The organism is Enterobacter cloacae complex sp. FDA-CDC-AR_0132, assembly GCF_003010695.1.
In the GTDB taxonomy this organism is placed as follows: Bacteria; Pseudomonadota; Gammaproteobacteria; order Enterobacterales; family Enterobacteriaceae; genus Enterobacter; species Enterobacter ludwigii.
On record NZ_CP027618.1, the window covers coordinates 3,410,179 to 3,434,289 of the forward strand.

General features: G+C 56.2%; 22 protein-coding genes, 2 tRNA genes and 2 other RNA genes. 12 read left to right on the forward strand and 14 right to left on the reverse strand.

All coding sequences use genetic code 11. The features are described 5' to 3' along the window. Positions 1 to 3 precede the first annotated feature (3 nt). From AM379_RS16415 to rutA, 5 genes are read right to left on the reverse strand one after another with little or no spacing between them, the layout of a single operon-like run. Complete coding sequence (locus AM379_RS16415; RefSeq protein WP_025204485.1) at positions 4 to 594, reverse strand: malonic semialdehyde reductase; 591 nt, start codon at positions 592 to 594, stop codon at positions 4 to 6. A gap of 9 nt (positions 595 to 603) precedes the next feature. Further along, positions 604 to 1,404 (reverse strand): pyrimidine utilization protein D, encoded by an 801-nt coding sequence (rutD, locus tag AM379_RS16420; RefSeq protein ID WP_020884719.1) that lies wholly within the window; start codon positions 1,402 to 1,404, stop codon positions 604 to 606. 7 nt (positions 1,405 to 1,411) lie between these two features. After that, positions 1,412 to 1,798, reverse strand: coding sequence for a pyrimidine utilization protein C (rutC, locus tag AM379_RS16425; RefSeq protein ID WP_050736619.1), 387 nt, complete (start codon positions 1,796 to 1,798; stop codon positions 1,412 to 1,414). A gap of 11 nt (positions 1,799 to 1,809) precedes the next feature. Then, on the reverse strand, positions 1,810 to 2,499 hold the full coding sequence (gene rutB, locus AM379_RS16430; RefSeq protein WP_020884717.1) for a pyrimidine utilization protein B: 690 nt from the start codon (positions 2,497 to 2,499) through the stop codon (positions 1,810 to 1,812). Beyond that, the gene (rutA, locus tag AM379_RS16435; RefSeq protein ID WP_025204484.1) at positions 2,499 to 3,590 is read right to left on the reverse strand and encodes a pyrimidine utilization protein A; all 1,092 of its coding nucleotides are present in this window, start codon (positions 3,588 to 3,590) and stop codon (positions 2,499 to 2,501) included. Before rutA ends, rutB begins: the two co-directional genes overlap by 1 nt. Positions 3,591 to 3,833: 243 nt before the next feature. Here rutA and rutR point away from each other — a divergent pair, with 243 nt between their 5' ends. After that, positions 3,834 to 4,472 (forward strand): HTH-type transcriptional regulator RutR, encoded by a 639-nt coding sequence (gene rutR / locus AM379_RS16440; RefSeq protein ID WP_014169502.1) that lies wholly within the window; start codon positions 3,834 to 3,836, stop codon positions 4,470 to 4,472. On the opposite strand, the gene AM379_RS16445 is transcribed toward rutR, so the two are convergent. Both AM379_RS16445 and putA read right to left on the reverse strand, forming a co-directional pair. Next, positions 4,469 to 4,864, reverse strand: coding sequence for a lysozyme inhibitor LprI family protein (locus tag AM379_RS16445; RefSeq protein ID WP_020884714.1), 396 nt, complete (start codon positions 4,862 to 4,864; stop codon positions 4,469 to 4,471). The genes rutR and AM379_RS16445 overlap by 4 nt on opposite strands. Before the next feature lie 101 nt (positions 4,865 to 4,965). Continuing rightward, positions 4,966 to 8,928, reverse strand: coding sequence for a trifunctional transcriptional regulator/proline dehydrogenase/L-glutamate gamma-semialdehyde dehydrogenase (gene putA / locus AM379_RS16450; RefSeq protein WP_073395893.1), 3,963 nt, complete (start codon positions 8,926 to 8,928; stop codon positions 4,966 to 4,968). Positions 8,929 to 9,351: 423 nt separating this feature from the next. Here putA and putP point away from each other — a divergent pair, with 423 nt between their 5' ends. Both putP and AM379_RS16460 read left to right on the forward strand, forming a co-directional pair. Continuing rightward, the gene (gene putP / locus AM379_RS16455) at positions 9,352 to 10,860 is read left to right on the forward strand and encodes a sodium/proline symporter PutP (protein WP_020884712.1); all 1,509 of its coding nucleotides are present in this window, start codon (positions 9,352 to 9,354) and stop codon (positions 10,858 to 10,860) included. 115 nt (positions 10,861 to 10,975) lie between these two features. Beyond that, positions 10,976 to 11,395 (forward strand): DUF3574 domain-containing protein, encoded by a 420-nt coding sequence (locus AM379_RS16460; protein WP_014169506.1) that lies wholly within the window; start codon positions 10,976 to 10,978, stop codon positions 11,393 to 11,395. A gap of 32 nt (positions 11,396 to 11,427) precedes the next feature. Here the strand turns inward: AM379_RS16460 and AM379_RS16465 are convergent, their stop codons facing one another. Continuing rightward, complete coding sequence (locus AM379_RS16465) at positions 11,428 to 12,612, reverse strand: NupC/NupG family nucleoside CNT transporter (RefSeq protein WP_014169507.1); 1,185 nt, start codon at positions 12,610 to 12,612, stop codon at positions 11,428 to 11,430. A gap of 251 nt (positions 12,613 to 12,863) precedes the next feature. Between AM379_RS16465 and efeU the strand changes: the two genes are divergently transcribed. The 4 genes from efeU to phoH all read left to right on the forward strand — a co-directional run bounded on the left by efeU (position 12,864) and on the right by phoH (position 17,444). Continuing rightward, on the forward strand, positions 12,864 to 13,697 hold the full coding sequence (gene efeU, locus AM379_RS16475) for an iron uptake transporter permease EfeU (protein WP_020884710.1): 834 nt from the start codon (positions 12,864 to 12,866) through the stop codon (positions 13,695 to 13,697). Positions 13,698 to 13,739: 42 nt separating this feature from the next. Then, positions 13,740 to 14,867 carry an iron uptake system protein EfeO gene (gene efeO, locus AM379_RS16480; RefSeq protein ID WP_032681274.1) on the forward strand — a complete coding sequence of 376 codons (1,128 nt, stop codon included), beginning with the start codon at positions 13,740 to 13,742 and terminating at the stop codon, positions 14,865 to 14,867. A gap of 5 nt (positions 14,868 to 14,872) precedes the next feature. Next, positions 14,873 to 16,156, forward strand: coding sequence for an iron uptake transporter deferrochelatase/peroxidase subunit (gene efeB / locus AM379_RS16485; RefSeq protein WP_106503924.1), 1,284 nt, complete (start codon positions 14,873 to 14,875; stop codon positions 16,154 to 16,156). A gap of 499 nt (positions 16,157 to 16,655) precedes the next feature. Next, a complete protein-coding gene (phoH, locus tag AM379_RS16490) occupies positions 16,656 to 17,444 on the forward strand; it encodes a phosphate starvation-inducible protein PhoH (RefSeq protein WP_024908976.1) in 789 nt (262 codons plus the stop codon). A 116-nt stretch (positions 17,445 to 17,560) separates the two neighbouring features. On the opposite strand, the gene AM379_RS16495 is transcribed toward phoH, so the two are convergent. The 4 genes from AM379_RS16495 to AM379_RS16510 all read right to left on the reverse strand — a co-directional run bounded on the left by AM379_RS16495 (position 17,561) and on the right by AM379_RS16510 (position 19,536). Beyond that, positions 17,561 to 17,698: non-coding RNA, RtT sRNA (locus AM379_RS16495), on the reverse strand. Between the two features lie 44 nt (positions 17,699 to 17,742). Beyond that, a tRNA-Ser gene (locus AM379_RS16500) sits at positions 17,743 to 17,830 on the reverse strand. 147 nt (positions 17,831 to 17,977) lie between these two features. After that, complete coding sequence (locus tag AM379_RS16505) at positions 17,978 to 18,655, reverse strand: isochorismatase family protein (protein ID WP_032677857.1); 678 nt, start codon at positions 18,653 to 18,655, stop codon at positions 17,978 to 17,980. Positions 18,656 to 18,675: 20 nt separating this feature from the next. Then, positions 18,676 to 19,536: a pirin family protein gene (locus tag AM379_RS16510; RefSeq protein WP_020884706.1), complete on the reverse strand. Its 861-nt coding sequence runs from the start codon at positions 19,534 to 19,536 to the stop codon at positions 18,676 to 18,678. A 109-nt stretch (positions 19,537 to 19,645) separates the two neighbouring features. On the opposite strand from AM379_RS16510, the gene AM379_RS16515 reads away from it, so the two are divergent. Beyond that, on the forward strand, positions 19,646 to 20,551 hold the full coding sequence (locus tag AM379_RS16515) for a LysR family transcriptional regulator (protein ID WP_025204476.1): 906 nt from the start codon (positions 19,646 to 19,648) through the stop codon (positions 20,549 to 20,551). Positions 20,552 to 20,671: 120 nt separating this feature from the next. On the opposite strand, the gene AM379_RS16520 is transcribed toward AM379_RS16515, so the two are convergent. Continuing rightward, positions 20,672 to 20,809, reverse strand: a non-coding RNA gene (locus AM379_RS16520) — RtT sRNA. 44 nt (positions 20,810 to 20,853) lie between these two features. Further along, positions 20,854 to 20,941 (reverse strand) — tRNA-Ser (locus AM379_RS16525). A gap of 232 nt (positions 20,942 to 21,173) precedes the next feature. Between AM379_RS16525 and ghrA the strand changes: the two genes are divergently transcribed. From ghrA to AM379_RS16545, 4 genes are all read left to right on the forward strand, one after another. Beyond that, positions 21,174 to 22,112, forward strand: a complete 939-nt coding sequence (gene ghrA, locus AM379_RS16530) for a glyoxylate/hydroxypyruvate reductase GhrA (protein WP_020884704.1) — start codon at positions 21,174 to 21,176, stop codon at positions 22,110 to 22,112. Between the two features lie 84 nt (positions 22,113 to 22,196). Continuing rightward, the gene (locus tag AM379_RS16535) at positions 22,197 to 22,934 is read left to right on the forward strand and encodes a phosphatase (protein ID WP_063925095.1); all 738 of its coding nucleotides are present in this window, start codon (positions 22,197 to 22,199) and stop codon (positions 22,932 to 22,934) included. Between the two features lie 20 nt (positions 22,935 to 22,954). Further along, complete coding sequence (locus AM379_RS16540) at positions 22,955 to 23,509, forward strand: TorD/DmsD family molecular chaperone (RefSeq protein ID WP_106503925.1); 555 nt, start codon at positions 22,955 to 22,957, stop codon at positions 23,507 to 23,509. A 96-nt stretch (positions 23,510 to 23,605) separates the two neighbouring features. Continuing rightward, positions 23,606 to 24,088, forward strand: a complete 483-nt coding sequence (locus tag AM379_RS16545; RefSeq protein WP_074147008.1) for a DUF1097 domain-containing protein — start codon at positions 23,606 to 23,608, stop codon at positions 24,086 to 24,088. The last annotated feature ends 23 nt before the right edge of the window (positions 24,089 to 24,111 follow it).

Sequence of the window (24,111 nt, forward strand, 5' to 3'; positions counted from 1 at the left end):
TCCTTATGCCAGTGCGCATGCGTCTTCAAAGGCCAGACGCGGCAAACGGCCGTAGAGTTTGCTGGTATCGCCATAGCCAATATTGATAAGCAGATTACTTTTCAGCGACGTGCCGGTGAAAAACGCGTCGTCGACTTTTTGGCGATCAAAGCCTGACATCGGGCCCGTATCGAGCCCCAGCGCCCGACAGGCGAAAATCAGGTAAGCCGCCTGCATCGCGCTGTTGCGAAAGGCGGTCTCTTCGGCAAGCGCCGGGCTTGAGGTAAACCAGCTCCGCGCATCCCCGTGGGGGAACAGGGCGGGAAGGCGTTCATAAAATTCACTATCCCAGGCGACAATCGCCGTAACCGGGGCGGTGAGGGTTTTCTCCAGGTTGCCGCTGGAAAGCGCCGGGCGCAGTTTTTCTTTTCCCTCTGCGCTTCGTACAAACACAATCCGCGCTGGCGAGCAGTTGGCGGACGTGGGACCCCATTTCATCAGGTCGTAGATCTCGCGCAGCGTCTCGTCGCTGACGGGGATCGCCTGCCAGCCGTTATGGGTGCGTGCGCCGGTAAACAGTGATGCCAGCGCGCCAGGGGTAATCGCTTCGCTCATCAGGGCTCCTTATAAAGCGGGTTCAGGGCTGTGCAGCAGGCTGGCAAGCCCGTTCAGCAGCAGCGTATTAAAGGTTTCTGGCTCGGTGACGTTGCAGGCGTGCCCGCCCTGACGCATCACCACCTTGTGGCTGCCGGGGATGGCCGCCTGTAGCTCAGTGGAACAGACCGCAGGGATGAGCAGATCGTCGGCGGAGCAGATGAGGTGTACCGGGCAGTGAATGCGTGAGGCGTGGCGACTGAAGTCCGCTTTCTTCAGGGCATTCAGCCTGTGCAGCAGGTTGTTTTTGCCCTGGAAGTGGGCCAGTGCCAGAGCCTCTTCGGCCTCCAGACGCGGCGCGCGGGCGGCCATCCAGTCGGCCGGGTAAAGAAACAGCGGCTGTGCCTCTACCCACGCCTGTGCGCCGCCTGCATGAAGCAGGCGTTCGCGGATCTGGAAACAGCGTCGGGTATGAGCATTCAGAGTGAGCCAGCCGTTCACGCACACCAGCGCGCTGAGGGCATCGGGGTGGTCGAGCGCCAGCTGCAGGCCGATCAGCGCCCCCAGCGCATGACCCACGACGCAGTAACGAACGATCCCGGCGGCATTCAGCGCCCGGGCCAGCTCGTCGGCCATCATCGCCAGGCTGTAGGCTTCCGGCAGCACGTCGGGATTATTGCCCGTCCCGCGCTGGTCGTAGCACACCACCTGGTACTCTTGCTCCAGGACGGCAAGCTGCGGTAGCCAGTAGCTGCCGCCCCCGCCAAGCCCGGCAATGAGGACAACCGTGGGCGCGCCGTCGTAAGGGGGAGGTGAGACAGAGAGCTTCATGGCCGCCTCACTTTGCGATGTGTGCAACGGTCGCGATTTCAACCAGCGCATCTGGCCTCACCAGCCCACACTGAATGCAGAACCGGGCCGGTTTATCACCGGGAAAGAACTCGGCGTAAATGTCGTTAATCGCGGCGTAGTTTTTCCAGTCGGTGATAAAGATACTGTTGAACGTCACATCCTCCATTGTGCCACCCGCTGTTTCGATCACTTTTTTGATCGTCTCCAGCACGTGGCGGGTTTGCGCCTTTGGGTCGTTGGGGTAGACCACGTTATTGTGCTGATCAAACGGCAGCGTGCCGGATACATACACCACACCATCGGCCAGCGTGCCGGGCACGAACGGGGCAATCGGGGTACTGGTTCCTGGCGGAATAATCACGGATTTCGGCATGGTCTTGTTCCTCAGGCAATACGGGCTAGCGGTGGATTCAGGGCGTCGCAAAAATCCGCGACGTTGCTGACCCAGCCAAAAAAGGTTTCGATGTTGAACAGGGCCGCTTGCTGCGCAAACGCCGGCCCGGCCTGATGGGTGGCGTCTTCCAGCACCACGCCAAAATATTCCAGGAAGAAGCCGTCGCGCAGGGTGGATTCCACGCAGACGTTGGTAGCGATGCCGGTAAAGACCAGATGACGGATCCCCCGGCTGCGCAGCAGGCTGTCGAGCGGGGTGTTGAAAAAGCCGCTGTAGCGCGGTTTGGGCAGCACGATATCGCCTGCCTCTGGCACCAGCTCATCCACCAGTTGGTAATCCCAGCTGCCTTTCGCCAGCAGTGTGCCCTGCAGTTCGGGCCGTTTGCGCATGGTTTTCAGGGCGTTCGATTTATGGAAATTGGGAGAGCCCGGGCCACCGGCCTCCACATATTGATCGTCCCAGCCGTTCTGGAACCAGACGATCAGCATGCCTGCCGCGCGGGCTGCGTTGACTGCGGTTTTAATGTTCTCAATCACCGGTCGGGTGGCGGAGACGTCAAATCCCGCCAGATCCAGATAGCCGCCCTGGCTGGCATAGGCGTTTTGCATATCCACCACAATCAGGGCGCTTTGGTGCGGCGCAAAGGTGATGGCTTCCGGACGTGCTGCAAGCGTGGTCATTACGCGACCTCCTTTGTGATGGCAGGAATGTGGGCGCGGCACTGCATCAGCGGCTGAATGCGCTCGCCGAATGTTTCCACACCGGTCAGGAACTCATCGAAAGTCAGCAGCACGCCTTCCGCACCGGGCACGGCGGCCACTTCATCGAGCATTCTGGCGACGCTGGCATAGGAACCGACCAGCGTGCCCATGTTGATGTTGACCGCTGAGGTCGGGTCGGCCATCTGACGGACGTTGGTGTCCGAGCCGGAACGGGTATCTTTCTGGCTCTGTTCGGTGAGCCAGCTCAGCGCTTCATCGTCCGCGCCCGCCTTATACCGTTCCCATTTCGCGCGGGCGGCGTCGTCGGTTTCGTCGGCAATGACCATAAACAGGACATAGGAACCCACATCGCGACCGGTTTTGTCCGCGGCCTCTTTCATGCGTGCCGCGGTCGGGGCGAAGGCGGCTGGGGTATTCACGCCTTTGCCAAAGCAGAAGTTGAAGTCGGCGTATTTAGCGGAGAATTCCATTCCTGCGTCGCTCTGCCCGGCGCAGATCACTTTCATCGGGGCGGAAGGCTGCGGGCTGACGCGGCAGTCGTTCATGGTGAAGTAATCACCTTTGAAGTCGCTTTTGCCGGTGCCCCAGAGATCGCGCAGCACCTGCACATACTCGGTCAGGTAGTCGTAGCGGCGGGAGAAATACTCGTCGCCCGGCCAGATCCCCATCTGCTCATATTCAGGTTTTTGCCAGCCCGTAACCAGGTTAACGCCAAAGCGACCACCGGAAATGGAGTCGATGGTGGAGGCCATTCTGGCAACGATCGCCGGCGGCAGGGTGAGGGTGGCGGCCGTCGCGTAGATCTGAATGCGCGAGGTGACGGCTGCCAGCCCGGCCATCAGGGTGAAGGACTCCAGGTTGTGATCCCAGAATTCGGTTTTTCCGCCGAAACCCCGCAGTTTGATCATCGAAAGTGCAAAATCGAAATGGTAGTGCTCCGCCTTTTGCACGATGGCCTTATTCAGCTCAAAAGTAGGCATGTATTGCGGGGCGGTGGTCGAGATTAGCCAGCCGTTGTTGCCGATAGGTACAAATACGCCAATTTTCATCACGAACCTCTCTTTACGACGTTGCAGGTAAAGAGGGTTTTGCAAAGGCAATGCCAGTTTTGAAAATGGCTTTGTTATTAATGTGTTAATCAATGGTTGGTTAATTGAGATACGCAAATGTGGACTAAATGGTCAAAAACATTGCACAGAAAACAGGCATTCATGCGCGATCGGAGTGCAGAGTGTCGTGGTCGGTGAGGGGTTTTGCTATGCTGATGGCAACGCAAAATATGGAGAGCGGGAATGACACAAGGTGCAGTGAAAACACCTGGTAAACGTTCGCAGGCGGTCAGTGCGAAGAAGCAGGCCATCCTGAGTGCGGCGCTGGAGACCTTTTCGCAGTTTGGTATTCATGGCACGCGCCTGGAGCAGGTGGCGGAACAGGCCGGGGTGTCGAAAACGAATCTGCTCTACTACTACCCGTCGAAAGAGGCGCTTTACATTGCGGTGATGCAGCAGATCCTCGATATCTGGCTGGCGCCGCTTAAGGCGTTTCGCGAAGAGCTTGCCCCGCTGGTGGCGATCAGGGAGTACATTCGCCTGAAGCTGGAGGTGTCGCGTGATTATCCGCAGGCGTCACGGCTGTTCTGCCTGGAGATGCTACAGGGCGCACCGCTGTTGCAGGCGGAACTGACCGGGGATTTAAAACAGCTGGTTGACGAGAAATCGGCCATTATTGCCGGATGGGTGGCGGGCGGGAAGCTGGCTCCAGTTGACCCACATCATCTGATCTTTATGATTTGGGCCTCCACTCAGCATTACGCTGACTTTGCGGCCCAGGTTGAAGCGGTGACCGGTAAAACGCTCCAGGATGAGGCGTTTTTCCACAGCACGCTGGAAAACGTTCAGCAGATGATCATTGAAGGGATCCGCGTGCGTTAGTTTCCCGGCGGAAGAGGGCAGCTTAAATCGCCCTCTTCACACTGCATCAGTGAGGCAAGAAACGCTTCACGCTCAACGGTTTTTTCGTTCAGGCACTGGCTGATGATCATCGGCTGGACGCTGCCTCCCTCAGTACCCGACCCGATAAAGTTGCAGTCGGCATCGCGCAGGGCAATCCACGCCTGCTGCGCCTTTTTCAGAAGCTCACGCTGTGGGGCTTCTGCGCGTTTGATGGCAGCCTGATACGTCTGATTCAGTTTTTTATCGGCTGCCTGGTACTGCTGCGCCGTACAGGTGTTCATTTCAAGCTGGGTGGTCGCATTTGCGCACTCTTCTGCCAGCGCGTTCGCGCTCAGCAGCAATGCAGCCCCCGCGATCAGATATCTTTTCATCATCCCCTCCATGTAAAAAAGCCGGATGCGCTGTGCTTATCCGGCCCTGGGTTATTTTGTCACCCCGGTAAGCGTAGTGCCACCGGGGATATTTTACACGATTAACCGATAGTCATCAGGCTCGCGTTACCGCCCGCTGCCGCGGTGTTCACGCTGAGCGAGCGCTCCACGTACAGACGTTCCAGCAGCAGGTTGGTTTCGCCGCGGGCAAAGCCCTGTACCGAAACAATCGCACCGCTGCGGGCCGCCACCTGCTCGCACAGTTCGCGCAGCTGGTCGGAATCACCGTGATAGATAACGGCATCAAACGGCTGAGTCAGCAGGGCATCGGGCTTCGCAAAATGAATGCGGGCAGAGACCGCTTTCGGCAGCTGTTTCGCGAGGTCACGATGCAGTGCATCTTCCGGCCACAGCACTTCACAACCGGTTGCAGCAGCAGCGGCCAGCTGAACCAGCGCATCCTGCTCGTTGTCCGCCACGCACAGCACACGCTCGCGCGGCATCAGCGTCCAGGTGTTGCGCTCACCGGTTGGCCCCGGCAGCAGGCGCTGCGTTCCCGCCTGCGCCAGTTCGCCATACTGCTGTGCGACAGCGCGCAGTTCCGGGCGTGTTTCTGCCCACGTGATGAGCGCCTCCAGCGGCTGTGTCAGCACGGCCTTCAGCTGCGCGTCCACCGGACGTTCGGCATCCTGACGTGCCAGCGTCACGCCGAGCGCATTGTCCGGACGGTTTGCCAGCAGACGGTACAGGTAGAGTGGACCACCGGCTTTTGGACCGGTACCTGACAGACCTTCACCGCCGAACGGCTGTACGCCCACTACCGCGCCGACCATGTTACGGTTGACGTACAGGTTGCCTACTTTAGCGCTGCCGGTCACCTGAGCGATGGTCTCATCGATGCGGGTATGCACGCCGAGGGTCAGGCCATAGCCGGAGGCGTTAATCTGTTCAATCAGCTCGTTGAGGTTGTTACGGTTGTAGCGCACCACGTGCAATACCGGGCCAAAGACCTCTTTTTTCAGCTCGTCGAAGCTGGCCAGTTCAATCAGCGTTGGCGGCACAAAGGTGCCGGTCTGCCACTCGCGGGCATCCTCGCTGTTTTCACGCACGGCCTGGAAGACAGGACGGCCTTTGGCGCGCATGGTCTGAATGTGGTTTTCGATATTCGCTTTGGCTTCTCCGTCGATAACCGGCCCGATATCGGTCGTGAGGCGGCCCGGGTTACCCATGCGGCATTCGGCCATCGCGCCGCGCAGCATCTTCAGCGTGTGGTCTGCTACGTCATCCTGCAGACACAGCACGCGCAGGGCGGAACAGCGCTGGCCCGCGCTGTCGAAGGCGGAGGCGAGAACATCGACCACCACCTGCTCGGTGAGCGCGGAGGAGTCGACGATCATGGCGTTCATGCCGCCGGTTTCAGCGATGAGCGGCGTTGGACGCCCCTGTGCATCAAGACGGGTGGCGATGTTGCGCTGGAGCAGGGAGGCAACTTCAGTCGAGCCGGTAAACATCACGCCGCGCACACGGTTATCGGCGGTCAGTTTCGCCCCGACCGTTTCACCGCGGCCCGGCAACAGCTGTATGACACCCGCAGGCACGCCTGCTTCCAGCAGAATGTTAATACCCTGAGCGGCAATCAGCGGGGTCTGCTCCGCCGGTTTTGCCAGCACGCTGTTGCCTGCGGCAAGTGCGGCGGCAATCTGGCCGGTGAAGATCGCCAGCGGGAAGTTCCACGGACTGATACACACCACCGGACCGAGAGGACGGTGGGTTTCGTTATCGAAATCATCACGAACCTGGCCTGCGTAGTAGTGCAGGAAGTCGACCGCTTCACGAACTTCGGCAATGGCGTTGCTGAAGGTTTTACCTGCTTCGCGCACCAGGATCCCGATGAGCGACTGCATCTGGTCTTCCATCAGCACCGCAGCACGTTCCAGAATGGCGCCACGCTCTTGCGGCGGTGTCGCGAACCAGATTGGCGCGTTATTCACCGCGCTGTCCAGCGCCTGATCCACTTCTGCTTCGGTTGCTTCCCGCACGTAGCCGACGATATCTTTTGGCTCCGCCGGGTTAATCACGGGCTGCATTTCGCCATCAGCGACGGGCTGCTCCAGAATCGGTTTGGCCTGCCATTTCTGCAGCGCGCTGTTGAGCAGGGCGGAGGAGAGGGAGGCCAGACGGTGTTCGTTCGCCAGGTCCAGGCCCGCGGAGTTCACGCGACCTTTGCCGTACAGTTCACGCGGCAGCGGGATCTTCGGATGCGGCAGGCCAATCTGACCTTCCTGGGCAGCCATCTTCTCAACCGCCTGCACCGGATCGGCAACCAGCTCGTCAAGTGGCAGGGTGGTATCGGCGATACGGTTAACGAAGGAGGTGTTCGCCCCGTTCTCCAGCAGACGACGCACCAGGTACGCCAGCAGGGTTTCATGGGTGCCCACCGGGGCATAAATACGGCACGGACGGTTCAGTTTGCCATCCGCCACTTTACCGGTGACCTGCTCGTACAGCGGTTCACCCATGCCGTGCAGGCACTGGAACTCATACTGACCCGGATAGTAGTTCTGACCGGCCAGGCTGTAGATGGCCGCCAGAGTGTGGGCGTTATGGGTGGCAAACTGCGGGTAAATCAGGTTCGGCACGCCGAGCAGTTTTTTCGCGCAGGCAAGGTATGAGACATCGGTGTAAACCTTGCGGGTATAGACCGGATAGCCTTCCAGACCTTCCATCTGGGCGCGTTTAATTTCGCTGTCCCAGTAGGCGCCTTTCACCAGGCGGATCATCAGGCGACGGCGGCTGCGGCTTGCCAGGTCAATCAGGTAATCAATCACGAACGGACAACGTTTCTGATACGCCTGGATAACGAAACCAATTCCGTTCCAGCCTGCCAGCTCCGGCTCGAAGCACAGTTTTTCCAGCAGATCGAGGGAGATCTCCAGGCGGTCGGCCTCTTCGGCATCGATGTTGATACCGATGTCGTACTGGCGCGCCAGCAGGGTCAGGGATTTCAGGCGCGGATAGAGCTCTTCCATCACCCGGTCGTACTGCGCACGGCTGTAGCGCGGATGCAGGGCCGAGAGCTTGATGGAGATCCCCGGGCCTTCATAAATACCGCGACCGTTTGACGCTTTACCAATGGCGTGAATCGCCTGCTGGTAAGAGACCATATAAGCCTGCGCGTCGGCGGCGGTCAGCGCCGCTTCACCCAGCATGTCGTAAGAGTAGCGGAAACCTTTATCTTCGAGCTTACGGGCGTTGGCCAGCGCTTCCGCGATGGTTTCGCCGGTAACAAACTGCTCGCCCATCAGGCGCATCGCCATATCCACGCCTTTGCGGATCAGCGGTTCACCGCTCTTGCCGATGATACGGTTCAGGGAGCGAGAGAGGTTGGCTTCGTTATGGGTCGAGACCAGTCGGCCGGTAAACAGCAGGCCCCAGGTCGCCGCGTTGACGAACAGCGACGGGCTGCGGCCAATGTGTGACTGCCAGTTACCGTTGCTGATTTTGTCGCGGATCAGTGCGTCACGGGTGGCTTTGTCAGGAATACGCAACAGCGCTTCCGCCAGACACATCAGCGCTACGCCCTCCTGAGAGGAGAGGGAAAACTCCTGCAGCAGACCCTGTACCATTCCGGCGCGGCCGGTGGCATTTTTCTGGTTACGCAGTTTGTCGGCAAGCTGATACGCCAGGCTGTGCGCCTGAGAGGCAATGGCTTCTGGCAGACGGGCCTGCTCCAGCAGCATCGGTACGGCGTCGGTTTCGGCACGACGGTAAGCACCGGTAATGGCGGCGCGGCTGACGGACTGAGGCAGGATCTGCTCGGCGAATTCAAGGAACGGCTGATGGTTTTCGTCAGCAGCGGCGGAAACCTCATCACTTTCATTGGCTGCACCCGCCAGCAGCGCGGGCAGCTCTGGCAGCCCCTCATCGCTTTCGAGTCTTTCGAGGTAGTTAAAAATCGCCTGCTTGATTAGCCAGTGCGGCGTGCGGTCAATGCGGGTTGCTGCGGTCTTAATCCGTTCGCGGGTTGCGTCATCCAGCTTAACCCCCATGGTGGTCATACCCATGCCAAAGCTCCTGTTGTTCTGTCGTCGTGTGCTATCGATAGCGTGAAATATCCACCATGTTGCAACTTTGTGCAACCGTGTTAAATGTGACCTGGTTTGCAACCCAGGAAATGAATGGAATGTGAAGAGATGGTTAGCTGGAAAAAAGTGCTGGCTTCTGGATGAGAGGCCTGTTTTTATGCGGGACTTAACACTTTTAAAAGGTGCAACCCGTAAAAGCGTGAGCGAGTGCAACCTATACGAAAGACGTATAAAACCAGGGATGAATTTGATGTAAATGCAGTGTTAAATCGTTTGTGTGCGAGCACTGCTTACGGCAGGATACGCGCGGCCAACAGAAACACATACACACATCACTACGTTCCGGTGATGACATAACAAGGCAACCCGGACGGTTGTCGCTCGACATTTTGGAGAATTTGAATGGCAATTAGCACACCGATGCTGGTGACATTTCTCGTTTATATATTTGGCATGATCCTGATAGGGTTTTTGGCATGGCGTTCAACAAAGAACTTTGACGACTACATTCTGGGCGGGCGTAGCTTAGGGCCGATGGTCACCGCACTCTCTGCGGGCGCGTCCGACATGAGCGGCTGGCTGCTGATGGGTCTGCCGGGGGCGATTTTCATCTCCGGTATTTCTGAAAGCTGGATCGCCATTGGCCTGACCGTTGGGGCATGGATCAACTGGAAGCTGGTTGCAGGCCGTCTGCGCGTGCATACCGAAGCCAACAACAATGCGTTGACCCTGCCGGATTACTTCACCGGACGCTTTGAAGATAACAGCCGCGTGCTGCGTATTATCTCTGCGCTGGTTATCCTCGTGTTCTTCACCATCTATTGTGCCTCTGGCATTGTGGCCGGTGCGCGCCTGTTCGAAAGCACCTTCGGCATGAGCTATGAAACGGCGCTGTGGGCCGGTGCTGCGGCAACCATTCTCTATACCTTCGTGGGCGGTTTCCTGGCCGTAAGCTGGACTGACACCGTGCAGGCGAGCCTGATGATCTTCGCTCTGATCCTGACGCCAGTCATTGTCATCTTCACCGTCGGCGGCTTTGCTGATTCGCTGGAAGTGATTAAGCAGAAGAGCATTGAAAACGTCGACATGCTGAAAGGGCTGAACTTTGTCGCCATCGTTTCTCTGATGGGCTGGGGTCTGGGCTACTTCGGTCAGCCGCACATTCTGGCGCGCTTCATGGCCGCTGACTCTCACCACACGATTGTTCATGCCCGTCGTATCAGTATGACGTGGATGATCCTCTGTCTGGCGGGTGCCTGTGCGGTTGGCTTCTTCGGCATCGCTTACTTCAACAATAACCCGGCGCAGGCAGGTGCAGTAAACCAGAACGCCGAGCGTGTGTTCATCGAACTGGCGGGCATTCTGTTCAACCCGTGGATTGCCGGTATTCTGCTCTCCGCGATCCTGGCGGCCGTGATGTCCACCCTGAGCTGCCAGCTGCTGGTCTGCTCAAGTGCAATCACCGAAGACCTCTACAAAGCGTTCCTGCGTAAAGATGCGAGCCAGAAAGAGCTGGTATGGGTGGGGCGTTTCATGGTGCTGGTGGTGGCCTTAATTGCCATTGCACTGGCGGCAAACCCTGAGAACCGCGTGCTGGGCCTGGTGAGCTACGCGTGGGCGGGCTTTGGTGCGGCGTTTGGTCCGGTGGTGCTCTTCTCGGTGCTGTGGTCGCGCATGACCCGCAACGGCGCGCTGGCGGGGATGATTATCGGTGCGCTTACCGTGATCGTCTGGAAGCAGTTCGCCTGGCTCGGTCTGTACGAAATTATCCCGGGCTTCATCTTCGGCAGTATCGGCATTGTGGTGTTCAGCCTGCTGGGTAAAGCGCCTTCTGCCTCAATGCAGAAACGTTTTGCTGAAGCAGACGCACACTATCACACTGCACCGCCGTCTAAGCTGCAGGCTGAGTAATCTTTTTCGCTGATAGACAGGCCGGGTAAGCGCGCGCGCTACCCGGCTTTTTTCTTGCCAAAATCCGCAATTTACGATGATATCGCTGTGCTTATAACAATGAGGATAGCGAAGCATGACAATCAAAACAGGGGTAATGGCAGCGGCATTATTGATGCTGGCGGGCTGCAGCGTGCCGTCGCAACACGCGGCGATGGAGACCTGCAAAGCGGATAACCAGATGCAGCAAACCACGCTCTATTTCGGGCTAAACCGTCCTGCAGGGGCGCAAATTACCACCGGCGAGTGGCAGCAGTTCGTTGACCAGGACGTGACGCCGCGTTTTCGCGATGGCCTGACGGTCTTTGATGCGCGCGGGCAGTGGCTGGGTAACGACGGGAAAGTGGCGCGTGAACCGAGCAAGGCGCTTATGCTGATCCACGGTAAAGATGCGCAGAGCGAGAAGAATATTGAAGCGTTGCGCGGTATTTATAAATCACGCTTCGCGCAGGAGTCGGTGATGCGGGTCGATCAGCCGGTGTGCGTGCAGTTTTAATGAAAGACGGCGGGAGAACCCGCCGTTATCGCTTACAGCACCAGTCCTGCAAAGCTGGCGGACAGCAAACTGACCAGCGTCGCGCCATACACCAGACGTAAGCCAAAACGCGATACCACGTTCCCCTGTTGCTCGTTCAGGCCTTTGATCGCCCCGGCCACAATGCCGATAGAGGCAAAGTTAGCGAACGACACCAGGAAAACGGACAAAATGCCCAGTCCGCGGGGTGACATCTGATGCGCAATTTTTTGCAGCTCAATCATTGCCACAAATTCATTTGCGACCAGCTTGGTTGCCATAATACTGCCGGCATTCAACGCGTCGCTCAGCGGAATACCAACCAGCCACGCCAGCGGATAAAATACATAGCCCAGGATCTGCTGGAAGCTCATACCAAATACGCTGGAGAAGAGGGCGTTAACGGCGCTAATAAGGGCAATAAAGCCAATCAGCATCGCCAGAATAATCATCGCCACTTTAAAACCGGCCAGAATATACTCGCCAAGCATTTCGAAGAAGCTCTGGGACTCGTGCAGCTTTTCAAGCTTGATGTCCGGCTCTGCTTCCGGGCGCGCCGGGTTGATAATGGAGAGAATAATAAAGGTGCTGAACATGTTCAGGATGAGCGCGGCAACGACAAATTTGGCGTCGAGCATGGTCATATAGGCACCGACAATCGACAGGGATACCGTCGACATGGCCGTGGCCGCCATGGTGAAGAGACGACGAGAGGAGAGGTCGCCCAGTACACCCTTGTAGGCAATAAAGTTTTCAGACTGTCCGAGGATCAGCGAGCTCACCGCGTTGAACGATTCCAGCTTACCCATGCCATTCAGTTTTGACAGCAGTGTCCCGATCACCCGAATAAAAATCGGCAGAATTCGCCAGTGCTGAAGAATACCAATCAGTGCGGAGATAAAAATAATCGGGCAGAGTACGCCGAGGAAAATGAACGCCAGTCCTTTTTCACCCATCCCGCCAAAGACGAAATTGGTGCCTTCAGCCGCGAATTTCAGCAGTGACTCAAAGAATCCCGAGACATATTTAATAATGAACAGCCCGCTTTCGGCATGCAGGAAAAAGAACGCCAGGGCTATTTCAATGACAATCAGCTGTAAAACAAAACGAATGCGAATTTTTCGGCGGTCGAAACTCACCAGCCAGGCAAGCGCAAGAATAATCACCAGCGCCAGCAGGAAATGGATAATGTTAAACATGGTTAATTTTCAGTTGGTTTTTGAGGCAGATATTTAGCCACAGCCCTGATTAACCGTAAATGGGCATTTTCGCTATAACTTATAAACTTAACGATAACGCCAGCAATTATTACCAGGCTGGGTGTTTACAACTCGTCATCAAAACAACACACATTTCGCTTGTTTTTCTTGCTGGCGTAATGATAATCACTATCACAAGAATTTACCTTTCTTTGCATCCGTTGACCGCGATAAACATTTAAGGTGTCGGCATGTTTGTTCCATTTCTCATTATGTTACGTGAAGGTCTCGAAGCGGCCCTCATCGTCAGCCTCATCGCCAGTTATCTGAAGCGAACCCAGCGTGGACGCTGGATCGGTGTCATGTGGATAGGGGTATTCCTCGCCGCAGCACTCTGTCTGGGCCTTGGCATTCTTATCAATGAAACCACCGGTGAGTTTCCCCAGAAAGAGCAAGAGTTGTTTGAAGGGATCGTGGCCGTCATTGCCGTGGTAATCCTCACCTGGATGGTGTTCTGGATGCGTAAAGTGTCCCGCAACGTGAAGGTGCAGCTGGAGCAAGCGGTGGATAACGCCCTGCAAAAGGGCAATAACCACGGCTGGGCGCTGATCATGATGGTCTTTTTCGCCGTGGCGCGGGAAGGGCTGGAGTCGGTTTTCTTCCTGCTGGCGGCATTTCAGCAGGATGTGGGGATCTGGCCACCGCTGGGTGCGATGCTGGGTCTGGCCACTGCTGTGGTGCTGGGCTTCCTGCTCTACTGGGGCGGCATTCGTCTTAACCTGGGTGCGTTCTTTAAATGGACCAGCCTGTTTATTCTGCTGGTGGCCGCTGGGCTGGCGGCGGGGGCGATCCGCGCTTTCCACGAAGCGGGCCTGTGGAATCACTTCCAGGAAGTGGCGTTCGACCTCAGTAACGTGCTCTCAACGCACTCCCTGACCGGTACCTTGCTCGAAGGTATATTTGGTTACCAGGAAACGCCGAGCGTCAGCGAAGTGGCGATGTATTTTATCTATTTGGTTCCGGCGCTGGTGCTGTTTGCCATGCCGCCGCGCACCGGCACTCAGACGTCGCGCGTTGCGCCGTAATCTGACTGCATTAGTTACAACATACTTTTAAAGGGAAGAGTCATGGCAATTCAGTTCCGTCGTAGTGCGTTATGCGCAGGCCTTGCCGCGCTGTTCGCTTCAGCATTTTCCGCCTGGGGCGCGGATGTTCCGCAGGTCAAGGTTTCGGTCAATGATAAGCAGTGCGAGCCAATGACCATCACGGTCAACAGCGGCAAAACCCAGTTTATTATTCAGAACCACAGCCAGAAGGCGCTGGAGTGGGAAATCCTGAAAGGCGTCATGGTGGTGGAAGAGCGTGAAAATATCGCGCCGGGCTTTAGTCAGAAGATGACCGCCAACCTGCAACCGGGTGAATATGAGATGACCTGCGGGCTGCTGACGAACCCTAAAGGCAAGCTTATCGTGAAGGGCGACGCCACGGCCGATGCCGGAAAAGGCACGGCCCTGTTGAGCCTGGGTGATGCGATTACTGCTTATAAAGCGTATGTCATCAAAGAGACGGCGGACCTGGCTACCGGTACTAAAGCCTTCACCGATGCAGTAAAAGCGGGCGATATCGCGAAAGCGAAATCCCTGTATGCGCCAACCCGTCAGCATTACGAGCGTATTGAGCCGATTGCCGAGTTGTTCTCTGACCTGGATGGCAGCATTGATGCCCGTGAAGATGATTTTGAGCAAAAAGCCGCCGACCCGAAATTTACCGGCTTCCACCGTCTGGAGAAAGCCCTGTTTGGCGATAACACTCTCAAAGGGATGGATAAATATGCCAATCAGCTGAACAGTGACGTGCTTGAGCTGCAAAAACGCATCAGTGAGCTGGCCTTCCCGCCATCAAAAGTGGTGGGCGGTGCCGCGGGTCTGATTGAAGAAGTGGCGGCAAGTAAAATCAGCGGTGAAGAAGACCGTTACAGCCACACCGACCTGTGGGACTTCCAGGCCAACGTCGATGGCGCGCAGAAAATTGTCGATCTGCTGCGTCCTCAGCTGCAGAAAGATAACAGCGAACTGCTGGCGAAAGTGGATGCCAACTTCAAAAAAGTCGACACCATTCTGGCGAAGTACCGTACCAAAGACGGGTTTGAAACCTACGATAAACTGACCGATGCCGACCGTAACGCGCTGAAAGGCCCGATTACCACACTGGCGGAAGATCTCTCCCTGCTGCGTGGCGTACTGGGTCTGGATTAAGCACGATGAACAAGCAGAATGAACACGACGTGGTGGAACCTTCACGTCGTCGATTGTTAAAAGGGGTAGGGGCGCTGGGGGGCGCCCTTGCTCTGGCCGGAGGGTGTCCGGTGGCGCATGCGGCGAAACCGCAAAGTGCTCCCGGCACGCTGTCACCCAATGCACGCATGGAGACGCAGCCTTTTTATGGCGAGCATCAGTCGGGCATTCTGACGCCACAGCAGGCCTCCATGATGCTGGTGGCTTTTGATTCGCTGGCAAGCGATAAAGCCGATCTTGAGCGTTTGTTCCGCCTGCTGACGACGCGCATCGCGTTTCTCACCGCCGGTGGTCCGGCGCCGGACACGCCTAACCCGCGTCTGCCGCCGATGGATTCCGGTATCCTCGGGGCATTTATCGCTCCGGATAACCTGACGATAACCGTTTCGCTCGGTGAGTCGCTGTTTGATGCGCGCTACGGGCTGGCAAAACAGAAGCCAAAAGCGCTGCAGAAAATGACGCGTTTCCCGAATGACTCTCTGGATGCTGCTCTCTGCCACGGCGATCTGCTCCTGCAAATTTGCGCCAACACCCAGGATACGGTGATCCACGCGCTGCGCGACATCATCAAGCACACGCCGGACCTGCTGAGCGTTCGCTGGAAGCGGGAAGGGTTTATCTCTGACCATGCCGCCCGCAGCAAAGGGAAAGAGACGCCCGTAAACCTGCTGGGCTTTAAAGACGGCACGGCCAACCCGGACAGCCGTAATGACCCGCTCATGAAAGAGGTGGTCTGGGTGACGGCCGATCAGGGCGAGCCGGCATGGGCTGTGGGTGGAAGCTATCAGGCGGTGCGGATTATTCAGTTCCACGTGGAGTTCTGGGACCGTACGCCGCTCAAAGAGCAGCAGACGATTTTTGGCCGCGATAAACAGAGTGGCGCTCCGCTCGGGATGAAGAACGAGCATGATGTGCCTGACTACGCCAGCGATCCGAATGGCGATGTCATCGCACTGGACAGCCATATCCGCCTGGCCAATCCGCGTACCAAAGAGACACAATTCAGCCTGATGATGCGTCGGGGATATAGCTATTCACTTGGCGTAACCAACGCCGGCCAACTCGATATGGGGCTGCTGTTTGTCTGCTATCAGCACGACCTGGAGAAGGGCTTCCTGACCGTACAGAAACGCTTAAACGGGGAAGCGCTGGAAGAGTACATTAAACCCATCGGCGGCGGTTATTTCTTTGCCCTGCCTGGCGCACGCGATCGCAACGCCTATCTCGCTCAAGGGTTGATTGAAGCCTGATAATTGTCCCTGCGATAATTCGCGGGGACATTATTTTTTCATATGCCTGTCCTGCTGTTATATTTCTGTAATATTCCTGTATGAGACTGATTTCCACTGTAGGGACAGTCTTAAAGTTACGTTCAGGTAAAATAAATGTTGCATTTATGATAACTCCTGATGTACTTAAGATAAGACAGCGGTAGTTCCCGGCAGTGATGCTGAATCACTATGGAGATCGCGAATGGTTGCGTCCTGTACTGGACATGGTAAACACAACACCCGCAGCACCCGGCGCGGAGGCTCAGACTCCGGCAGCGATTTCCTTACCACAAAATTATCCCCCTCGACTCAAGAATCTCTTTCGACCGACGTGCAGAATGGTGCGCGTAGCCGTTCTGTTGCGTCATCCGGTAAAGCAAGCAATGGCTTACAAGGAAGCCAACCCTCTGATGTTCGTGCGCATAATCGTGCTGAAACTGGCACGTGTGATGAATACCAACAACTCAAGGTGCTATCCATGGGAAGACAAAAAGCAGTGATCAAAGCTCGTCGCGAAGCAAAACGTGTGCTGAGACGGGATTCACGTAGTCATAAACAGCGTGAAGAAGAATCGGTCACCTCGCTTGTGCAGATGAGTGGCGTAGAAGCAATTGGCATGGCCCGAGACAGCCGTGATAATTCTCCAATTGTGGCGCGCAATGAGGCTCAGGCGCACTACCTGAATGCTATCGAGAGTAAACAGCTCATCTTTGCAACCGGCGAAGCCGGATGCGGGAAAACGTGGATCAGTGCAGCCAAAGCGGCAGAGGCGCTGATCCATAAAGACGTGGAGAGAATTATTGTCACCCGTCCGGTACTGCAGGCTGATGAAGATCTTGGCTTCTTGCCCGGAGATATTTCAGAGAAGTTTGCCCCTTACTTCAGGCCCGTCTATGACGTGCTGGTGAAACGTCTGGGAGCATCCTTTATGCAGTACTGTCTGCGACCAGAGATTGGCAAGGTGGAAATCGCGCCGTTCGCTTATATGCGCGGACGTACATTTGAAAATGCGGTCGTCATTCTTGACGAGGCTCAGAACGTGACCGCAGCGCAAATGAAGATGTTTTTAACGCGCCTCGGGGAAAACGTGACGGTCATCGTCAATGGTGATATTACCCAGTGCGATCTGCCGTCGGGCGTGAAGTCCGGACTGAGCGACGCCATGTCACGTTTTGAGGAAGATGAGATGATTGGGGTGGTACGCTTCACGAAAGAAGACTGCGTGCGTTCAGCGCTCTGCCAGCGTACGTTGCAAGCGTACTATTGAGTAAGCCGTTGTGTTCAAGGCCCGGGAAACCGGGCTTTGTTTTTTGTGCGGGCGTCCTGTCCGGGGAATATAAAAGAAAAAAGCCCGTACTTTCGTACGCGCTCTCATCTTAAATATGGCGGTGAGGGGGGGATTGACTCGCTTCGCTCGCCCTGCGGGCAGCCTGTTCGCTGCGCGCTCAGTCTGTCCAACTGGCTGTCGCCAGTTGTCGAACCCCGGTCGGGGATTCTCATCCCCCCTGTCCGGGGAATATAAAAGAAAAAAGCCCGTACTTTCGTACGAGCTCTTATCTTGAATATGGCGGTGAGGGGGGGATTCGAACCCCCGATACGTTGCCGTATACACACTTTCCAGGCGTGCTCCTTCAGCCACTCGGACACCTCACCATATTGTTTTGCTGCCTGACCGCTTGGGGGGCAACGGGGCGCTACTATAGGGAGTTGCGCTAAAACGGTCAAGCAGATTTTCTGCTTTAGTGCTTGTTCGGTTAAGCAATAATCAGCTCCACGTCTTTTTGACCGTGGAGCCGGTGATTAACGCTGTGAATCGAGCACTTCGCTGTTTTTGACCACCTCTTGTGCTCTGGTATAGCTTTCGATCAGCAACTGATAGGCAGGGAAGATATGGGTATACACTTCAGCCCACTCGGCTGCATCTTCCCGGTTCCATGTCCGCTGGATCTCAGAGGCAACCGCCGCGGTATCCATTGGTACCACCCCGGCCTGGACCACGCGCGCCAGGGTGATCTCCTGAGCCATTTTGCTGTAGGTGCCGGAGGCATCAATAACCGCAAACACTTTATAACCCTCCGCGACTGCGCTAATAGAGGGAAACGCCATGCAGACGCTGGTGATGGTGCCGGCGATGATCAACGTTTTGCGCCCGGTGGCTTTCACCGCAGCCACAAACTCCGGGTTATCCCAGGCGTTGATCTCACCTTTACGTGGAACGTATTGCGCATGTGGCGCATTAGTGTGGATCTCCGGGATAAGGGGGCCATTCGGTCCCTGTGGAACAGAAGCGGTGGTGATCACCGGGATCTTCGCCAGGGTAGCGATTTTTGCCAGCGCCGCAGCACGTGCGCGCAACTCTGGCATTGGCATATCCCCCACGGTCTGGAAAAGTCCGCTCTGGTGATCGATAAGCAACATCACCGCATCGTTTACATCAATAACCGGGCGTGAGCCGTTAAAATTTGCAGGTGCAGACATCTTCTTCTCCTTTATTACCATCAGATCTGGCCGAAGCGGCCGGAGTTGAAATCACGAATGGCTTCCGCGATTTCGGTTTTACTGTTCATCACAAACGGCCCATAGCCCACGATGGGTTCATTCAGCGGCTCGCCGGCCATCAGCAGGACTTTGGCATCGAGGCTCGCTTCCAGATGGAGTGTGTCGCCTTGCTGGCTTAATACAACCAGCTGTGCCTCGCCTGCCTGGGCTGTTCCGTTCACTGTAATGGTGCCTTCCATCACAACCAGCGCCGTGCTCCAGCCCTCCGGCTGACTGAGCGTGAGATGGCTACCCTGATTGAGCGCGATGTCCCAGACGTTTAGCGGCGAAAAGGTGTGCGCGGGGCCAGCAACATCCTCGTAGCGACCTGCGATAACCCGCAGCGAGCCGCTGTTATCCGGCAGCGTGACCACAGGGATATCCGCCTTAGTGATGCTCTGGTAGCCCGGCGTCGCCATTTTGTCTTTGGCAGGCAGGTTGACCCACAGCTGCATCATTTTCAGTTCACCGCCTTTCTGCGCGAACGCGCTGGAGTGGAACTCCTCGTGCAAAATGCCAGCGCCCGCCGTCATCCATTGCACGTCCCCGGGGCCTATTACGCCGCCTCTGCCGGTGGAATCGCGATGTTCAACTTCGCCGGAATAGACGAGGGTGACCGTTTCGAAACCCCGGTGTGGATGCTCGCCGACGCCGCGCTTTGCCCCATCCGCCGGGAAGGTGTATGGCCCGGCATAGTCCAGCAGTAAAAACGGGCTGAGCGGCTCGCCGTGCGTCTGGTAAGAAAACATTGAACGTACCGGGAAACCATCACCAACCCAGTGTTGACGGGGAGCGGTATACACGCCTGTTACGTTTTTCATGATGAACTCCTGAAGCGTTGTTGATGTAATTAGCTTATATTCAGCGTTAATATCCCGGTAGATAGTGAAAATGGCATTCACTGTTCTGAAAATAGAACGATGAGGATTTATGCAGGATCTCAATGACTTCGTCTGGTTTGTGAAGGTGGTCGACTACGGTGGTTTTGCTGCCGCGGGGCGTGCGCTCGATTTGCCGAAGTCCCGGCTAAGTCGCCGGATAGCTCAGCTGGAAGAGCGGCTTGGCGTGCGGTTAATACATCGCACAACGCGGCAGTTTACGGTGACAGAAGTAGGCCAGACCTTCTATCAGCACTGTAAAGCGATGATGGTGGAAGCAGAAGCTGCTGAGGAGGCGGTGGCCGCGTTACAGGCTGAGCCGCGCGGTATTGTCAGGATCACCTGCCCGATAACATTGTTGCATGTCCATGTTGGCCCGATGCTGGCGAGATTTATGGCGCGCTATCCAGGGATCGCGCTGCAGCTTGAGGCAACCAACCGGCGGGTAGACCTGGTGGGGGAGGGGATTGATGTCGCGATCCGTGTGCGCCCGCGTCCGTTCGATGACAGCGATCTGGTGTTAAGGGTACTGGCTGACCGGGGACATTGTCTGGTCGCCGCACCGGCGTTGATTCAGCGGATGGGTAAACCGTTGGTGCCCTCTGAACTCAGTGCCTGGCCCGGATTAAGCACGAACGAGGGTAAACACATCCATAAATGGGAACTGAGCGGACCCGAAGGGGCGAAGGCGGAAATCCATTATCATCCTCGCCTGATCACTACCGATATGCTGGCGTTGCGTGAAGCGGCTATAGCGGGTATCGGCGTGGTGCAGTTGCCCATATTGATGGTGAAAGATCAGCTTGCGTCAGGGGACCTCATTCGCGTACTTGATGCCTGGGAGCCACGACGTGAGGTGATTCATGCTGTGTATCCTTCAAGACGCGGGTTACTCCCGTCTGTCAGGGCACTGGTGGATTTTCTTACCGAAGAGTATGCGCGAATGGTGGAAGATTAATCTTTCCCTCTCCCCTGGAGCGTGGGTGAGGATCTTACACCACACAAGGCCTCATGCTGCATGGGCGGGGAATATAAAAGAAAAAAGCCCGTACTTTCGTTCGAGCTCTCATCTTAAATATGTCGGTGAGGGGGGGATTGACTCGCTTCGCTCGCCCTGCGGGCAGCCTGTTCGCTGCGCGCTCAGTCTGTCCAACTGGCTGTCGCCCGTTGTCGAACCCCGGTCGGGGATTCTCATCCCCCCTTTCCGGGGAATATAAAAGAAAAAAGCCCGTACTTTCGTACGAGCTCTCATCTTGAATATGGCGGTGAGGGGGGGATTCGAACCCCCGATACGTTGCCGTATACACACTTTCCAGGCGTGCTCCTTCAGCCACTCGGACACCTCACCATATTGTCATCCCGTTGTTGCCGGGACGGGCGCTAATGTAAGGAAAAGCCGAACTGGCGTCAACTCACTTTTTCAGTAAATCAGCGCATTTAGACAAACTTCAGTCAACATGGCTTTTAAATGTGCTGAAAGCGCCTTTTTTATCAACAACGCGGTGGCGGTAAAAATTTGTTATGCTGGCAATCCAGTTGAAAATGAACACAAAACAGCGCAATAAAAGGCAGGAATGACTATGGATATAATCTTCTATCACCCCACTTTTGATACTGCTTACTGGATTAAGGCACTTTCGGCAGCGTTGCCCGGGGCGCGCGTGCGTGAGTGGAAACGTGGTGATAACGAACATGCTGACTACGCGCTGGTCTGGCATCCGCCGGTAGAAATGCTCCAGGGCCGTAAACTGAAGGCCGTTTTTGCACTGGGCGCCGGCGTGGATTCTATTCTGAGCAAACTGAAAGCACACCCTGAAATGCTGCCGGAAGAGATCCCTCTTTTCCGTCTGGAAGATACCGGCATGGGACAGCAAATGCAGGAGTATGCTGTCAGCCAGGTGCTGCACTGGTTCCGCCGCTTCGACGACTATCAGGCATTAAAACAGCAATCCCACTGGGAGCCGCTGCCGGATTATCAGCGCGAAGATTTTACCATTGGTATCCTCGGGGCTGGCGTGCTCGGCTCAAAAGTCGCTGAAGCACTTGCCCCGTGGGGCTTCCCACTGCGTTGCTGGAGCCGTAGCCGCAAGGATTATCCGGGCGTAGAAAGTTTTGCCGGCGCTGATGAGCTTCCTGCGTTCCTGAACGGTACGCGCGTGCTCATCAACCTGCTGCCAAATACGGCCGAAACGGTGGGGATTATCAATGGTGCACTGCTTAATCAACTGGCTGACCAGAGTTACGTAATGAACCTGGCGCGCGGGGTACACCTTGTTGAGTCCGATCTGCTGCAGGCGCTGAACAGCGGAAAACTGAAAGGGGCGATGCTGGATGTGTACAGCCGCGAGCCGTTACCGGCCGAAAGCCCGCTGTGGGCACATCCGCGTGTGGCGATGACGCCGCACATTGCAGCGGTCACGCGTCCGGCGGAAGCTGTGGCCTATATTACCCACACCATCAGTGAGATGGAGCAGGGCCATCCGGTAACCGGACAGGTCGACAGACAGCGCGGCTACTGAGTGAAACCCGGCGTTAGCCGGGTTTTTGCTAATATTCGCTGCAGATAACTGCTATCCTTTGGAAAAACCGCAGAGGAGAGAAAGATGTATCCCGTTGACCTGCATATGCACACCGTCGCCAGTACCCACGCGTATAGCAACCTCCATGATTATATCGCGCAAGCGAAACGCAAGGGCATTACGCTTTTTGCGATTACCGATCACGGCCCGGACATGGCAGATGCGCCGCACTACTGGCATTTTGTGAATATGCGGATCTGGCCACGTCTGGTGGACGGTATTGGGATACTGCGCGGCATCGAGGCAAACATTAAAAATACAGACGGTGAAATCGACTGCACCGGACCGATGCTGACCTCTCTGGATCTGATCCTTGCCGGTTTCCACGAGCCGGTTTTCGCGCCGCAGGATAAAGAGACGAACACCCGAGCGATGATTGCTGCTATAGCCAGCGGCAACGTGCACATTATTTCTCATCCGGGTAATCCTAAATACCCGATTGATATCGAGGCTGTTGCCCAGGCGGCAGCGAAACACCACGTGGCGCTGGAGATCAATAACTCTTCTTTTGTTCACTCGCGTAAGGGCAGTGAAGCAAACTGTCGCGCCGTGGCAGCTGCAGTGCGGGATGCCGGTGGCATGGTGGCGCTGGGTTCCGATTCCCATACCGCGTTTACGCTGGGTGATTTTAGTGAATGCCTGAAAATACTGAATGACGTGGATTTCCCGGAAGACAGGATCCTTAACGTTACCCCACGCCGCATGCTTGATTTCCTCGAGTCACGCGGAATGGATCCGATTGATGAATTTGCCGATCTTTAATTGTGTAATGGAATAAAAAAATGAATGAGTTTTCCATCCTTTGCCGCGTGCTGGGTACGCTGTTCTATCGTCAGCCGCAAGACCCGCTGCTGGTTCCACTCTTTACCCTGATTCGTGAAGGGAAACTGGCGCAAAACTGGCCGCTGGAACAGGATGAGTTGCTGGAGCGTCTGCAAAAAAGTTGCGATATGCAGCAGATTTCAACGGATTACAACGCACTGTTTATTGGCGACGAATGCCGCGTTTCGCCGTACCGTTCAGCCTGGCAGGAAGGGGCGACGGAAGCGGAAGTGCGCGCGTTTCTCTCTGAACGCGGAATGCCGCTGACGGATACCCCTGCGGACCATATCGGAACGCTGTTGCTGGCTGCGTCCTGGATTGAAGATCACGCCGCTGATGATGAGAACAAGGCTATCGAAACGCTCTTCGAAGAGTTTCTGCTGCCGTGGTGCGGTACTTTCCTCGGCAAAGTTGAAGCACATGCGACCTCGCCGTTCTGGAGAACGCTGGCTCCGCTGACCCGCGACGCCATTGCGGCAATGTGGGATGAGCTGGAAGAAGAGGATAAAGAGTGATTTAGGTCACATAAATTCTGCAACCATACATTTCATCTTGCACGGAATGTGCATCTGATCTCATTTTCATGGCGCGCTTCTGCTAAGATGCGCGCCATGAACATATTACTGTGTATCGCATTTACGACAGGCATTCTCTCCGGACTATGGGGATGGGTGGCGGTCTCTCTCGGGTTGCTCAGCTGGGCCGGGTTTCTGGGCTGTACGGCTTACTTTGCCTGCCCGCAGGGCGGCGTAAAAGGGCTTTTTATCTCTGGCTGTACCCTGATGAGCGGTGTTATCTGGGCACTCGTGATTATGAAGGGCAGCGCGCTGGCCCCGCATCTGGAGATCCTGGGCTATATCATGACCGGCGTAGTCGCGTTTTTGATGTGTATCCAGGCAAAGCATATGCTGCTGTCGTTTGTACCCGGTACCTTTATGGGCGCATGCGCGACGTTTGCAGGGCAGGGGGACTGGGCACTGGTGCTTCCCTCGCTAATGCTGGGGTTGGTGTTTGGCTATGCTATGAAGAACAGCGGCCTCTGGCTGGCCGCCAGACGGGATAAAGCGCAAAACATCAGTGCGGTAAGCGAATAAAAAAAGGCGAGATGATGATCTCG